General features: G+C 71.1%; 8 protein-coding genes and 1 pseudogene. All 9 read left to right on the top strand.

The features are described from left to right. The first annotated feature begins 13 nt into the window (after nt 1-13). The 9 genes and pseudogenes from F603_RS0126080 to F603_RS0126115 all read left to right on the top strand — a co-directional run bounded on the left by F603_RS0126080 (nt 14) and on the right by F603_RS0126115 (nt 15,555). Nucleotides 14-5,209, top strand: coding sequence for a condensation domain-containing protein (locus F603_RS0126080; RefSeq protein ID WP_026328723.1), 5,196 nt, complete (start codon nt 14-16; stop codon nt 5,207-5,209). 365 nt (nt 5,210-5,574) lie between these two features. Beyond that, the gene (locus tag F603_RS32950) at nt 5,575-6,303 is read left to right on the top strand and encodes a thioesterase II family protein (RefSeq protein WP_019548886.1); all 729 of its coding nucleotides are present in this window, start codon (nt 5,575-5,577) and stop codon (nt 6,301-6,303) included. Then, a complete protein-coding gene (locus F603_RS0126090) occupies nt 6,284-7,897 on the top strand; it encodes an acyl-CoA carboxylase subunit beta (protein ID WP_425427021.1) in 1,614 nt (537 codons plus the stop codon). The genes F603_RS32950 and F603_RS0126090 overlap by 20 nt, the downstream gene beginning before the upstream one ends. Then, nucleotides 7,894-8,163 carry an acyl-CoA carboxylase subunit epsilon gene (locus tag F603_RS32955; RefSeq protein WP_019548888.1) on the top strand — a complete coding sequence of 90 codons (270 nt, stop codon included), beginning with the start codon at nt 7,894-7,896 and terminating at the stop codon, nt 8,161-8,163. The genes F603_RS0126090 and F603_RS32955 overlap by 4 nt, the downstream gene beginning before the upstream one ends. A gap of 35 nt (nt 8,164-8,198) precedes the next feature. Continuing rightward, nucleotides 8,199-9,959: a fatty acyl-AMP ligase gene (locus F603_RS0126100; protein WP_019548889.1), complete on the top strand. Its 1,761-nt coding sequence runs from the start codon at nt 8,199-8,201 to the stop codon at nt 9,957-9,959. A 184-nt stretch (nt 9,960-10,143) separates the two neighbouring features. Then, nucleotides 10,144-10,290 (top strand): annotated as a pseudogene (locus tag F603_RS36610) (3-oxoacyl-ACP synthase); the annotation flags it as partial. A gap of 153 nt (nt 10,291-10,443) precedes the next feature. Then, on the top strand, nt 10,444-11,976 hold the full coding sequence (locus tag F603_RS0126105; protein WP_245600906.1) for an amino acid adenylation domain-containing protein: 1,533 nt from the start codon (nt 10,444-10,446) through the stop codon (nt 11,974-11,976). A 91-nt stretch (nt 11,977-12,067) separates the two neighbouring features. Next, on the top strand, nt 12,068-13,852 hold the full coding sequence (locus F603_RS0126110) for an acetyl/propionyl/methylcrotonyl-CoA carboxylase subunit alpha (RefSeq protein ID WP_019548891.1): 1,785 nt from the start codon (nt 12,068-12,070) through the stop codon (nt 13,850-13,852). 125 nt (nt 13,853-13,977) lie between these two features. Further along, nucleotides 13,978-15,555 carry a DHA2 family efflux MFS transporter permease subunit gene (locus F603_RS0126115; protein WP_019548892.1) on the top strand — a complete coding sequence of 526 codons (1,578 nt, stop codon included), beginning with the start codon at nt 13,978-13,980 and terminating at the stop codon, nt 15,553-15,555. Nucleotides 15,556-15,611 lie beyond the last annotated feature (56 nt).

The following is a 15,611-nucleotide window of genomic DNA, read 5'->3' on the forward strand; positions in this document are numbered from 1 at the left end:
GGACGAAACGCTCATGAGTACGCACGACGTCGAGGACGTGTACATCCTTTCCCCCATGCAGGAAGGGCTGTTGTTCTACACCCTGCAGAACCCGAGCAGCTCCATGTACGTGCAGCAGCTCGCCCACACCTACATCGGCGACCTGGACGTGGACGCGCTGCGCTCCGCCTGGCAGACCGTGGTGGGCAGACACCCGGTTCTCCGCAGCGCGTTCGCCTGGGAACGGCTCGACAAGCCGCTTCAGATGGTCCACCGGGAAGCGCCCGTCGACTTCGAGATGCTCGACTGGCGAGGGCTGCCGGCCGACGAACTGGCCGCGCGCGAGGAGCGGTTGCTCCAGGGAGACCGTGAGCAGGGTTTCGTGCTGTCCCGACCGCCGCTCATGCGCTTCTACCTGGCGCGACTGGACGGCGGGCGACACCGCTTCGTCGTCAGTGTCCACCACCTGGTCCTGGACGGCTGGGCCACCGGCGTCGTGCTCAAGGAGGTCGCCGCCGCCTACACCGCGCTGTGCGCGGGCAAGCCCGTCGACCTCCCCACCGTGCGCCCCTTCCGCACCTACATCGACTGGTTGCGGGAGAAGGACCCCGAAACGGCGGAGACCTACTGGCGGCGTCAGCTGAAGGGTGTACGCGGCCCCACACCGCTGCTGCCCGATGCCGAACCGGGATCCGGCACCGGGGCCCAGCACGTCGCCAAGCTCGAACTCGACGAGGCCGACAGCGCTCTGCTGTCCGGCGCACTGAGGGAGCGCCGACTCACACTGAGCACCCTCACGCAGGCGGCATGGGCCCTGCTGCTCTCGCGCTACGCCGGGACGCCCGAGGCCGTCTTCGGCACCGTCTCCTCCGGCCGCCCGCCGGAACTCGACGGCTCCGACGAGATGGTCGGCCTCTTCGTCAACACGCTGCCCACGCGCATACCCGTCGACCCGACCACGCGCGTGGGGGAGTGGCTCGACGAGGTGCAGCGGCGCGCGGTCGCCGCCCGTGAGCACGAGCACGTGCCGCTCACCCGCATACAGGAGTGGAGCGACGTGCCGCAGGGCACGGAGATGTTCGAGACCGTGCAGGTGGTGCAGAACTCCCTCGACACGTCGCTGCTGTGGGACCGGTTCGCGGATCTCGAAGTGGCCGACCCCGTCTACTTCACCCGGACGAGCTTCCCGCTCACGCTCGCCGTGGTGCCGGGCGACCGCATCCTCCTGCGGGCGATGTACGACCGGTCCTGGCTGCCGGACACGATGGCCGAGCGGCTGCTCGGCCACATGCGCACGCTGCTCACCGAGCTGGCCCGGAACCCGGACCGCCGGCTGGGCGACCTGCCGATGCTCACCCCCGACGAGCTGACGGGGCTGCTCGCCGCGGACGCTGAGACGTCGGGCCACCGCGCCCGCCCGCCCCTGGAGGCGTGCCACGCGCACGCCGGCGACCGTCCGGAGCGCACGGCCGTCACCCACGGCACGGCATCGCTCACCTGGAAGGATCTCGACTCCCGGGCCGGAAAGCTGGCCACGCTCCTGCGGGAACGAGGAGTCGACCGGAACTGTGTGGTGGCCGTCTGCCACCCCGACCCGGTCGCGACGTTGACGGGGCTGCTGGCCGTGTGGCGGGCCGGGGGAGCACCCGCCCCTCTGGACTCCGGGCGGCCCGCCGCCGAACTGGCCGCGCTCGTGGACGCGGCGGGGGCCGAGCTGGTGCTCAGCGACGCCGGAACGGGGGCGGCCTTCGAGGACGCCGATCACGAAGTCCTCCGGCTCGACCGCGACGACGAGGCGATCGCGTCCCTGCCGGAGCACCCGCACTCCCCGGCCACCGAAGACGCGGCCCTCGCCTACGTCGCCTTCACCTCCGGCGCCGAGGACGGCCCCAAGGCGGTGTCCCTCGATCAGCGGGCCCTGGCCGCGACCGCCGATGTCCGGTGGGACGGAGCGGCGCCCGGCGCCGACGACACCTTCCTGCTCCAGGCGCCCCCGGACTCGTACCTGTACCTGTTCTCCCTCGTCACGGCACTGCACGCCGGAGCCCGGATCGTGCTTCCAACCGAACCGGTCGCGGGCGACTCCTCAGCGGCGGCCGACGCGGTCGCCGCCGCGGTCGCCGAGCACGAGGTGACCGGCGCCGTGCTGACACCGGCTCTGCTCGGCTGCCTCGACCCCGAGGGGCCCGCCGGACGCCTGCGTACCGTCGTCGTTACGGGCGAGCGCTGCGCGGCGGCCGCGCTCGCCGGCTGGGCACGCGACGCCGAGCGCCGCGTCCTGAGCCTGTACGGGTCCGCCGAGACCGCAGGCGCCGCCGTGCTGGGGCGGGCGGGCACGGACGGCACCGTGACCGGACGGCCGGCGGGGGGACGCCGCGCGTACGTGCTCGGAGCGTCGGGCACACCGGTCCCGCGCGGTGTCGCCGGGGAACTCCATGTCGCCGGGCCGGGGTTGTCCCCGGGGTACCTCGACCGCCCCGCGCTGACCGTGGAATGCTTCCGTCCCGACCCGTTCGTCGCGGGCGACCCGCAGCGGATGTACCGCACGGGCGACCTCGCCCGGTGGACAGAGTCCGGGGACCTGGAGATTCTCGGGCGGGTGAGCGAACGGCTCACGGCGGGAAGCCGCGCCGCACACCCCGCCGCCGTGGCCGAACTCCTCGGCAGCCATCCTGCGGTGTCCGCCTGCGCGGTCGGCAGCCACGACGGAACGCTCACCGCCTACGTGGTGCCCGACCACGAGGGTGCGGCGGCGGCCGAGCGCCACGAGCAGGTGGACCAGTGGCGTCGGCTCTACGAGCACACCTATGCCGACCGCGCCGACACCGGCGACGCCGAGTTCAACATCGTCGGCTGGAACAGCAGTTACACCGGCGCGGCCATCCCCGAGGAAGAGATGCGCGAGTGGCGCGACGCCACGCTCGCCCAGTTGAGCGCCCTGCGTCCCGCGAAGGTCCTGGAGATCGGCTGCGGCACCGGCATGTTCCTGCTGCCGCTGTCCCGCACGTGTGCGGAGTACTGGGGGACGGACCTGTCCTCCGCCGCACTCGACTACGTACGCGAACAGCTCACCGAGGCCCCCTACCAGGGCGCCCGGGTCACACTGCAGAAGCAGCAGGCCGAGGACTTCACCGGCATCCCCGAGGGCCGTTTCGACCTGGTCGTCCTCAACTCCGTCAGCCAGTACTTCCCGGACGAGGACTATCTGCGCCGGGTGCTCGACGGCGCCGTGCGCGCGCTGCGGCCGGGTGGCCGGATCTTCGTCGGCGACGTGCGGAACCTGGACACCCTCGACGCGCTGCACCTGGAGCTGCGGCTGGAGGAGGGGACCAGCGACGCCTCGGCGCGCGAGCTGTGGCTCGCGGCGCGTTCCCGGGCCCGGCTGGAGGAGGAACTGGTCCTCGCCCCGGACTTCTTCCGGTCCTACGCCGCGGGCCGGCAGCCGGGCGCGGTGGCCCGTGTCTGCGCCAAGTGGGGCCGCGCCCGCAACGAGTTGACCCGCCACCGCTACGACGTGCTGATCGACCTGGCGCCCGCGGAACCGGCGGGTCCGGACAGGACCTGCGAGTGGGCCCGCGACGCCGCCGCGCCCGGTGCCCTCGACTCCCTGCTGGCAGCCGACGTGGACAGCGTGCTCGTCAGAGGCGTGCCCGACGCGCGTGTCCGGGACCAGACCGCCGCGGTCGCGGCGCTCCGCCGCGGGGCGACCAGGGCGACCGCGGAGGACCTGGCCGCATGGCTTGCACGCGGCTCGGGCGTGGATCCGGAGGACCTGCGCGCGTCGGCCGAACGAGCCGGATTCCAGGCGGATCTCCTCCTCGGCGCCGAGGCGGGCACCCTGGACGTCCTGTTCGTGCGCACGGACTCACCGGCGGCGGGCGACCGCCGGGCCGCCCTCTGGCGCCACCACGCCGCCGCGGCCGCGACGTCCCCCCGGGGGCGGCACGCCAACGTGCCCCTCACCCAGCGTCAGGACGCGCGCCTGCTCGCCGCGCTGCAGACGCTCGCCGAACACCGGCTGCCGCCGCACGTCTGCCCGAGCGAGCACCAGGTGCTGGCGGATCTGCCGCTCACTCGCGACGGACGCGTCGACCACCGCGGCCTGAGGTCCCTTTGCGGCACGGACGGCAACACCGCACGCGACCTCGTGGCACCGCGCGACGGGACCGAACTGATCATCGCCCGGGTGTGGGAGGAGGTCCTGGGAGTGCGCCCCGTCGGGGTCCACGACAACTTCTTCTCCCTCGGCGGCCACTCACTCGTGGCCATGCGGGTGATCTCCCGGCTCCAGCGTCGGTTCAACCGCGACATCGACCTCGCGTCGCTGCTGAACCGGCCCACCGTGGCGGAACTGGCCGACGTGCTGCGCGAGGACACCGAAGGGCCGACGCGTTCGCCCGTGGTCACCCTCCAGCCGGAAGGCGACCGGACACCGCTGTTCCTGGTCCACCCCTCGGGCAGCAACCTGCTCGTCTACCAGTTCCTCGCCGAGCGTCTCGCCCCCGACACTCCCGTCCACATGCTGGAGTCACCCGCGCTGCGCCGCTTCGGGTCGGTCGAGGAACTGGCCGCCCACTACGCCGAGGCCATCCGCGCGACAGTCCCGCACGGCCCCTACCGGCTCGGCGGGCTGTCCTTCGGCGGGCTGGTGTCCTTCGAGGTCGCCCGGCAGCTCGCCGAGGCCGGGGAGCACGTCGAAACCCTCACGATGTTCGAGTCGTCCCTGGCGGGACCTGTGCCCACCGACCTGTCCGAGGAGGACCTTCTCGCCTACCGCACCGTGCACTTCACACACGTCTTCGAGCTGATCTTCAACAAACGGGTCCCGTTGACGGAGGACGAACTGCGCGGTCTGGGCGCCGACGAGCAGTTGGACCTGCTCTACCAGCGGATCGATGAGACGTTCCAGGGCGAGGTGGGCACCGGGCTGCTGCGGCGCACCGTCGAGGACGTCCAGCACGTTCGGGAGCTGATCCGGACCTACCGGCCGGGTCCGTACAGCGGCCCCGTACACCTCTTCATCGGCCTCGAGCCCATGCCTCCGCACCTCAACGACCCCGAGTTCTACCGCAGCGACCGGGCGCTCGGCTGGGACGCCTACCTGCCGGACCTGCGGCTCGTTGACACCCCTGGCAACCACCTCACCCTGCTCAACCCGCCGCACGTCGACACCCTCGCCCAGTGGATGCGGGACGTCGCCCGCCCGCACGACCAGGAGACTCCCCGATGAACGGGTCCCGCCCTCTCCGCCCCGGCGCAGATCCCGGGCACGGCTCCCTCTGCCGGCTCGCCGTACACCGGTCCCGCAGACGACCTCGCCGGCGTCGTCCCACGCAGCGATCCGGGTCGCCCCTCCCGATCGGCGGTCGGGACGTCGCGAGGCTCCGGGCGGCCAAGGCGCACGAGCCGTCCAGCGGCTGCACGACGACAGCCGTCCCGGAGTTCCCGGGCCACCGATCTCACGAGTGATCAGTGCAGACCCACGTACAAGAAAGGCAGCACGCGATGACCTTAGACACGACCTCAGCCTCGGAGCGGTCGCTTCTGTGGTTCCGATGCTTCCGGCCCCGACCACAGGCCACCGTCCGTGTCTACGTGCTCCCGTTCGCGGGCGGCGGTGCCGCCTTCTACCGGACCTGGGCCGACCGGCTGCCCGCGTCCGTCGAACTGCGTGCGGCCCAACTGCCCGGTCGCCAGGACCGCATGGCCGAGCCGCCCGTCACCGACTGCGCCGAGCTGGTGCGCTCCCTGACCGACGTCCTTGTCGACGACGCACGGGGTCGGACCTTCGCGCTGTTCGGGCACAGCATGGGCGCGCTCCTGTCGTTCGAGGTCGCCCGGGAGCTGCGCCGCCGCGGCGCGCCGGCGCCGGTGCTCCTCGGCCTGTCCGGTTGGTCGTCGCCACGCGGCGGGCTCCCGCACAGCCGCTACTCCGATCTGTCGGACGAGGAGTTCCTCGATGCCGTGCGGCGCCTCGGCGGCATGCCACAGGACGTTCTTGACGAGCCGGACCTGCTGCGTCTCGTCCTGCCGACGCTGCGCGCCGATTTCAGTGTGGCCGAGAGCCACCGTTACCGGCCTGAGCCACCACTGGACCTGCCGGTGTCGGTGTTCGGCGGCACCGCAGACCCCTTCACCGAACGCCGGGGACTCGAGGAGTGGCAGCGGGAGACCACCGCGCCGGTGACCGTCCGGCACTACCCGGGCAAGCACTTCTACCTGGCCGATCACGCCGACGCGGTCGCGGAAATGTTCACGGCCGACCTGCGCGCGGCGCGTGACCTCGCGGACGGCACCCGTACGGATGGGGATACCCATGACTGACACACACGGCCCGACGAGCACGGACGAGCACGTCCCCGTCACCACGGCTGAGCGCATCGAGGACTTCCGGCGCCGCCGGCGGGAGACCCGTCTGCCGACCGCCCGGTCCGCGGTCGACAAGCAGCACCAGCGTGGCAAGCTCACCGCGCGCGAACGCATCACCGAACTCCTGGACGAGGACTCCTTCGTGGAGCTTGATGCGCTGGCCCGGCACCGCTGCCACGCCTTCGGGATGGAGCAGCGGAGGCCGTACGGCGACGGCGTGGTCACCGGACACGGCACGGTGAACGGACGCAAGGTGTTCGTCTTCGCCCAGGACTTCACGGTCTTCGGCGGCAGCCTGGGCGAGGTGTACGGCGAGAAGATCGTCAAGATCATGGATCTCGCCATCAGCACCGGGTGCCCCATCATCGGGATCAACGACTCCGGCGGCGCCCGCATCCAGGAGGGCGTCGTCTCCCTCGCCTACTACGCGGAAATCGTCCGGCGCCACGTGCAGGCGTCGGGTGTCGTTCCTCAGATCTCCCTGATGATGGGCCCCTGCGCCGGAGGAGCCGTCTACGCGCCGGCCATCACCGACTTCGTCGTCATGGTGGACGGCACGTCACACATGTACGTGACCGGGCCGGACGTCCTCAGAACAGTCACCGGTCAGGAGGTCAGCCACGAGGAGCTGGGCGGGGCTCGCACGCACAACGCGGAGTCCGGCAACGCGCACTACCTGGCCGGCGGCGAGAGGGAAGCCTTCGACTACGTCCGCGACCTGCTCTCCTACCTGCCGTCCAACACGCTCGACGACTCGCCCGTGTACGCCCCGGACCCCGAACCCGAGCAGGGGAAAGAGGCCGCGGCACTGGACAGCATCATCCCCGACGACCCCAACCAGCCGTACGACATGCACGACGTGATCGCACGCGTCGTCGACGGCGGCGAACTTCTCGAGGTCCAGCCGCTGTACGCGCCCAACATCGTCTGCGGGCTGGCCCGGATCGACGGGCACAGCGTCGGTGTCGTCGCCAACCAGCCGCTGCGCATGGCGGGCGTGCTCGACATCAACGCCAGCGAGAAGGCGGCGCGGTTCGTCCGCTTCTGCGACTCCTTCAGCATTCCGGTGCTCACCTTCGTCGACGTGCCCGGCTTCATGCCGGGCACGGAGCAGGAACGCATGGGGATCATCCGGCGCGGGGCCAAGCTCGTCTACGCCTACGCCGAGTCGACCGTGCCGATGGTGACCGTGGTCACCCGCAAGGCGTTCGGCGGCGGGTACGGCGTCATGGGCTCCAAGCACCTGGGCATCGACGTCAACTTCGCCTGGCCCACCGCGCAGATCGCGGTCATGGGCGGCGACGGCGCCGTCAGCGTGCTGTACCGCCGGGCGATCGAGCAGGCGGAAGAGCCGGAAGCCGAGCGGGAGCGGCTGCGTGGCGAGTACGAGGCGGCGCTGTGCAACCCCTACATGGCCGCCGAACGCGGCTACATCGACGCGGTCATCCTGCCCGCGGAAACCCGGGAACAGGTGCGGGAGGCCCTGAGCACGCTGCGCACCAAACGTGTGACCGGCCTTCCGAAGAAGCACGGGAACATACCGCTGTGACCGCCGCGAATCCCGGCCCCGGACAGGGCACGGCGCGACGGGACGAGGCCGCGCCCGTAGGGGCGCTGATGCGCGTCGTCCGCGGACACCCCACGGCGGAAGAGCTGGCCGCGGTCGTCGCGTGTCTCACGGTGGCCGCGTCCCGCGACACCGAGCAGCACCCGGCTCACGTCCCCTCCGAGTGGGCCCGCTCCGCGCGGAGAGGACTGCTGCGTTCGTCGTATCCCATGCGCGGCTGGCGCACTGCGCGCATACCTCACCGCTGATCCTCACGGACCTTGCAGAAAGCGAAAAGCACCCCATGACAGACACCACGACCGGTCCGCCCCGGACCGGGCTGCGCAGCCTGCCCGACATCCTGCGCATGCGCGCCGGACAGCAGCCCCACCAGACCGCCTACACGTTCCTGCACAACGGGGAGGGCGAGGCGGATACCCTGACCTATCGGGAGCTGGACGCCGGAGCCCGCGGCCGAGCCGCCGCGCTGGCGCCGCGTCTCGGCGGCCACAGCGCCGTCCTCCTCTACCCCGCCGGACTGGAGTTCGTCCGCACCCTTCTCGGCTGCATGTACGCCGGAGTGGCGGGAGCCCCCGTGCAGGTCCCCAACCGCGTGCGCGGACTGCAGCGGATGCGCCGCATCGCGGACGACGCGGGAGCCACCACGATCCTCACCACGACCTCCGTGAAGCGCGACCTGGAAGAGCGCTTCGGGGACCGGCCGGAGCTGTCCGGACTGACGGTGATCGACACCGCGTCGCTGCCTCCCGCCCCCGAGGGGGACTGGACGGGGAACGAACCGCGGCTGGAGGACATCGCCCTGCTCCAGTACACCTCCGGGTCGACCGGCGACCCCAAGGGCGTGATGGTCCGTCACGACAACTTGGTGCACAACGCGGCCGAGACGGACGAGCTGTGGCCCTGTGCTCCGGACGGCACCGTCGTGTCCTGGCTGCCGCTCTTCCACGACATGGGGCTGCTCTTCGGCGTCGTCCTGCCGCTGTGGGCAGGCATACCCGCCTACTTGATGGCGCCCGATGCGTTCATACGCCGTCCCGCCCGCTGGCTGGAAGCCGTCTCGCGGTTTCGGGGCACCCATGCCGCCGCCCCGAGCTTCGCGTACGAACTGTGCGTGCGCGCGGCGGCCGAGGGAGCCGTCCCACCGGGTCTCGACCTGACGTCGTGGCGGATCGCGGCCAACGGCGCCGAGCCGGTGCGCAGCGCAACAGTTCGGGCCTTCATCGAGACGTTCTCCCCCATGGGCTTTTCCGCGACCGCCATGTGTCCCGGCTACGGCCTCGCCGAGAACACGTTGAAGGCCACTGGCAGCCCGCAGGGCCAGGCACCCGGTGTGCTCCGGCTGTCCGCGGAAGAGCTCGCCGAGGATCGCGTGCGGGTGGTGGCCGAGGATGCCGGAGACGCCGTCCCGCTCGTGAGCTGCGGTGCACCGGCACGGGGAACCCGGGTACGGATCGTCGATCCCGTCACCCGCACGGTCTGCCCGCCGGACCGTACCGGTGAGATATGGATCAACGGGCCGTGCGTCGCCGCCGGGTACCACGGACGACCCGTCGAGACGGAGGAGACCTTCCGCGCGCGTCTCGCGGGAAGCGAGGACGAGGGTACGGAGCCCCACCTGCGGACCGGCGATCTCGGCTTCGTCCACGAGGGCGAGCTGTACGTCACCGGCCGTCTCAAGGACGTCATCATCCGCAAAGGCCGCAACTTCTACCCCCAGGACATCGAGTTGTCCGCCGAATCGGCCCATGCCGGGCTGCGGCCCAACTGCGCGGCGGCCTTCTCGGTCGACGACGGCGAGAGCGAACGTCTCGTCGTGGCCGTCGAGACCGACGGGCGCGTACTGCGTTCCGTCGGTGCCGGAGAGCTGCGCCAGGACATCCGGGAGCAGATCTGGGACGGCCAGCGGCTTCAGGTGGACGACGTGGTGCTGATCCGTCGCGGTGCCCTCCCCAGGACCTCCAGCGGCAAGGTGCAGCGCCGGGCGTGCCGTCAGCGGTACCTGGACGACGAGCTGCGTGGCACGGCGACAGGAGAGGAAGGGTGAGGCCCTCGTTCCCCGGCACGACCGTGGGGGGTTCGCACGCCTTGGGCATGAGGCGGAAGACAACGGACCCGTACCGCGCACGGCAGGCCGAGAAGTCGCCCGCTGGGCCGTCAGCACCGTCCCGCACACGGCGCGGCGGGCGCTGGACGACGACGGCACCCGCGCGGCGGTCCCGGCGGCCTTCGTGCCGCACCGGGCCGACCTGCGCACAGGGAAGGCCGCGGCAAAGGCTCTCGAGTTCCCACAACGGACAGTGGTGGAACGGAACTTCGTCGACGAGGGCAACATCCCGTCGGCGTCCGTCCTCCTCGCGCTCGACCGCCTTCTCCGCCGAGGAGGCGTGCCGCAAGCCCGACTTGGGAGCGGGCACCGTCCTCACGGCACAGGCGGTGACGCTGCCATGACCCCATCGGACCCGGCCCCGCGGTCCCCCGACGATGACCACCTCACGTCCCGCCATGAGCGGGAGGAAGGAACCCGCACCATGCAGCACGAGGCTTCGGGAGGGACAGCCCACGGTCGGCGGCTCGACGAACTGTTCCACGACCGGATGGTGCAGAGCCCGCAGGCGGTCGCCCTGGTGGACGGCGCACACACGGTGACCTACGAGGAACTGTGGGACGAGGCCGGCCGCGTCGAGGCACAGCTCACGGAAAACGACGTGGTGCCCGGCGGCCTGGTCGGGCTCCACATCAGGCGCGGATGGCAGGTCGTCGCGGGCATCCTGGGCATCTGGCGACACGGCTCCGGCTACGTTCCCGTCGACCCGCGCTATCCGCAGGCACGCCAGGACTACATCATCCAGAACGCGGGCCTGCGCCACCTTGTGACCGGCGACGGTGACGGCGAGCTGAGCGTCGCCGTGCGGAAGGGCGCCGCGGACGTCGCGCCGGCGGTACCGCACGACACCGCGTACATCATCCACACCTCCGGTTCGACCGGGGACCCCAAGGGCGTCGTCGTGCGGCACACGCACGTGGCAGCTCTCCTGGAAGCGTGCGCGAAGACGTACGAGGTCGGGCCCGAGGACGTCTGGTCCTTCTTCCACTCGCACAGCTTCGACTTCAGCGTGTGGGAGATCTGGGGTGCGCTGCTGTCGGGCGGGCGGGTCGCCGTCGTGCCCCACGAAGCGGCCACGGATTCCGGTGCGTTCGCCACCTTCCTGGCCCGGCACCGGGTCTCCGTGCTCAGCCAGGTCCCGTCGGTCTTCGGCTACCTGGTGCGCGCGCTCGCCGCCGACCCCGTGCCCTTGCCGGACCTGCGGTACGTGGTCCTGGGCGGTGAGGCCATCGTGCCGCGGACGCTGCTCCAGTGGTTCCGACTCGGCGTGGCCCCGCACGCGGAGCTGTACAACATGTACGGCATCACGGAGATCACGGTGCACGCCACGGTCGCCAAGCTCACCCCGAAGGTGCTGCGCGCTCCGTCCGTCGGTACCCCGATCGGGTCTCCGCTGCCCCACCTGGACATCGTGCTGCTGGAGGACGGCCGCCCGGTGTCGCCCGGTGTCCCCGGCGAGCTGCACATCGCGGGTGCGGGTGTGGCGGAGGGGTATCTGGACCGACCCGCGCTCACGGCAGAGCGGTTCCCGCGCTACGAGGAACTGGGCGGTGACCGGGTCTGGTACCGCAGCGGTGACTACGCCGTCGAGCGCCCGGACGGCGGGTTCGAGTACCTGGGGCGCCGCGACGACCAGGTGAAGATCCGGGGCTTCCGCATCGAACTGGGCGAGATCGAGGCCGTACTGGCCGAGCAGCCGGAGGTGCAGGAGTGCGCCGTGGTGGTCGTGGACAGGCAGGGCAGCCCGGCCCTCGTCGGCTGCTTCGTCGCGGACCCCGAAACGCCGGGCGCTGCCACGCCCGCCGCGGTCGCCGCGCTCAGGGACCGGCTCGCACAGGTCCTGCCGCGGCACATGGTGCCGGGCAGCCTCGTCCCGGTCGACGAACTGCCGTTGACGCTCTCGGGAAAGCTCGACCGCGGAGCTTTGGTGCGTCGGGTGTCCGATGCCGGCCGGTGAGAGGCCCACGAGGAACGAGCGCGTGAACGCGACTGCGGGAACGCACCAACAGCCCCCGGGACGACCCGGGGAAGAGAACGGGGGAGCCATCGTGCGCAAGGTGCTCATCGCCAATCGCGGCGAGATCGCGGTCCGCGTGGCCCGCGCGTGCAGGGACGCGGGCATCGCGAGCGTCGCCGTCTATGCCGATCCGGACCGGGACGCGCTGCATGTGCGTGCGGCCGACGAGGCATTCGCCCTGGGCGGCGACACCCCGGCCGCGAGCTACCTGGACGTCGCCAACGTCCTGAAGGCCGCCGCCGATTCGGGGGCGGACGCCGTCCACCCCGGTTACGGCTTTCTCTCGGAGAACGCCGACTTCGCGCAGGCCGTTTCGGACGCGGGCCTGACCTGGATCGGCCCGCCGCCGTCTGCCATCCGGGACCTGGGCGACAAGGTCGCCGCGCGGCACATCGCGCACCGTGCGGGCGCTCCGCTGGTCGCGGGCACCAAGGACCCGGTCTCCGGCCCGGAGGAGGTCGTGGCCTTCGCCGAGGAGTACGGGCTGCCCATCGCCATCAAGGCCGCCTTCGGCGGCGGCGGGCGCGGCCTCAAGGTCGCCCGCACGCTGGAGGAGGTCCCCGAGCTGTACGACTCGGCGGTGCGCGAGGCGGTTGCGGCCTTCGGCCGCGGCGAGTGCTTCGTCGAGCGGTATCTCGACCGTCCCCGGCACGTGGAGACGCAGTGCCTGGCGGACAAGCACGGGAACGTGGTGGTCGTCTCGACCCGTGACTGCTCCCTGCAGCGCCGCCATCAGAAGCTCGTCGAGGAGGCTCCGGCGCCGTTTCTGACGGAGGAGCAGAACGCCGAGCTGTACCGTGCGTCCAAGGCGATCCTGCGCGAGGCGGGCTACGAGGGCGCGGGCACCTGCGAGTTCCTCGTCGGCCAGGACGGCATGATCTCGTTTTTGGAGGTCAACACCCGCCTCCAGGTCGAGCACCCGGTGAGCGAGGAGGTCGCGGGCATCGACCTGGTACGGGAGATGCTCCGTATCGCCGACGGCGAGGAACTGGGCTACGACGACCCGGTGCTGCGAGGTCACTCCTTCGAGTTCCGCATCAACGGCGAGGACCCGGGCCGCGACTTCCTTCCGGCCCCCGGCACCGTCACCGGCTTCGCGCCGCCGTCCGGGCCGGGCGTCCGGCTGGACGCGGGCGTCGAGTCCGGCTCGGTCATCGGTCCGGCCTGGGACTCCCTGCTGGCCAAGCTCGTCGTCACGGGCTCGACCCGCCGCCGGGCCCTCGAGCGGGCGGCGCGGGCGCTGGACGAGTTCACCGTCGAGGGCATGGCGACCGCGCTCCCCTTCCACCGGACCGTGGTACGGGACGCGGCGTTCGCGCCGGAGGTCAACGGGTGCGAGGGCGAGCCCTTCGACGTCTACACCCGGTGGATCGAGACGGAGTTCGTCAACGAGATCAAGCCGTACACGGCGCACGGCGCCGGCGCGGACGCCGATGCCGAGGAGGCGTCCCGCGAGACCGTGGTCGTCGAGGTGGGCGGCAAGCGGCTGGAGGTCTCGCTGCCGTCCGCGCTCGGGATGCCGCTGGCCCGCGCCGCGGTCGAGGGAGGGGCGCGCAAGCCCCGCCGCAAGGCCACGAGGAAGTCGGGCGCCGCCGTCTCCGGGGACGCCCTCGCGTCTCCGATGCAGGGCACCATCGTCAAGGTCGCCGTCGAGGAAGGCCAGCACGTCGAGGAAGGCGAACTGGTCGTCGTCCTCGAAGCGATGAAGATGGAGCAGCCGCTGAACGCCCACCGCGCGGGCACGGTGAAGGGCCTCGACGCCCGGATCGGCGCCTCCGTCTCCTCCGGCGCCGTCATCTGCGAGATCAAGGACTGACGCCGAGTCACGTCAGCCGTGCATCGATTCTGATTGCGCCTAACAATGAGGATGCGCTAAAAAGAGTGAGTGAATAGCGAAATGTGGCTCGCGGAGCCCGGCGGCCGGTCAGCGAAGGCGGGGACATGAAGGACGACGACGCCGTGAGGGCGGAACCTTACGGGAAGCGCTGGTGGGCGCTCAGTGCCCTGGTGCTGAGCCTGCTGGTCATCGGCCTGGACATCACCATCCTCAACGTGGCACTGCCGACGCTTGCCACGGACCTGGGGGCGAAGAACAGGGAGCTGCAGTGGATCGCCGACTCCTACACCCTGGTGTTCGCGGGCCTGCTGCTGCCCGCCGGCGTGCTCGGGGACCGGTTCGGCCGTAAGAAAATGATCATGGCCGGGCTGGTGATCTTCGGCGTCGCCTCGGCGTGGTGCGCCTGGTCCACGGGGCCGACCGAACTCATCTATGCCCGCGGCCTGCTGGGGCTCGGAGCGGCCATCGTCACCCCGCTGAGCCTGTCGATCCTCCCCGCGATGTTCCCCGAGGAGGAGAGGGGCAAGGCCATCGCGATCTGGTCGACAGGCACGGTCCTCGGCCTGCCGCTCGGACCGATCCTGGGGGGCTATCTGCTGGAGCACTTCTGGTGGGGCTCGGTCTTCCTCATCAACGTCCCGGTGCTCGCGGCCGGTCTCCTGTGCGCCGCATACCTGCTCCCCGAGTCGCGCGACCCGGCCAAGCCGGGTGTCGACCTGGTGGGCGGGGTGCTGTCCACCGCCGGGCTGTGCAGCCTGCTGTACGGAATCATCGAAGGGCCGGACAAGGGGTGGAGCGACGTCACCATCCTCGGGACCATCGCCGTCGGGCTGCTGGTGCTGGCGGTGTTCGTGCTCTGGGAGAGGCGCAGCGGCAGACCCCTCATCGACTTGGGCCTGTTCTGGAACAGGCGGTTCGCGGTCGCCACTCTCAGCCTGACGGTGCTGTCCTTCGTGCTCTACGGCATTCTCTTCGTCGCCCCGCAGTACCTGCAGGTCGTACTGGAGTCCTCGGCACTCGGTAGCGGCGTGCGGCTGCTGCCGCTCGTGGGCGCCTACATGGTGGGTGCTGGGGTCAGCGATGCGCTGGTGAAGCGGATCGGCGCGCGGTGGGTGACGGGAGGTGGACTGGTCATCCTCGGCGTCGGCATGGCCGTCATGGCTGGGATCTCCTCGGAGAGCGGATATGCCCATACGGTGTGGGCGTTTTCCGTCCTCGGAGTGGGGCTCGGTATCTCCTTGCCGCCGTCGGTGGAGATGGTGATGGCGGTACTGCCCCCCGGCGAGATGGGTCGGGGCACCGCGCTCACGACCGCCCTGCGACAGGTCGGCGGCGCTCTGGGGATCGCAGTCCTGGGCAGCATGCTCGCGTCGTCCTACTCCAACGGCGTCGAGGAGGCCGCCCGGAGCGCGCCGTCGCAGGTCCAAGCCCAGGTGGAGGACTCGGTGGCGGCAGCCTCGGCGGTCGCCGATCGGATGGGTGAGTCGGGTGAAGCTTTGCGAGCTACTGCCTACAAGGCATTCACAGATGGGATGGCATCGCTTTCACTACTCTGTAGTATCGTCGCGCTCCTTGGTGCTTCGGTGATCATCCTGCTACTCGCGAAGCGGGGCGGCGAGGAGTCCGGGCAGCGTCCGGTGAACGAAGGCAGCGAAGGTTCTTCGGCGGATCTGAGGGCCTGAAGCCGCAGCGAAATCGAAGGCCGGCCGCACCCGTGGGGGTGCGGCCGGCCCGCATG

Origin of the sequence: Streptomyces sulphureus DSM 40104 (assembly GCF_000381025.1) — a bacterium.
Classification (GTDB): domain Bacteria; phylum Actinomycetota; class Actinomycetes; order Streptomycetales; family Streptomycetaceae; genus Streptomyces; species Streptomyces sulphureus.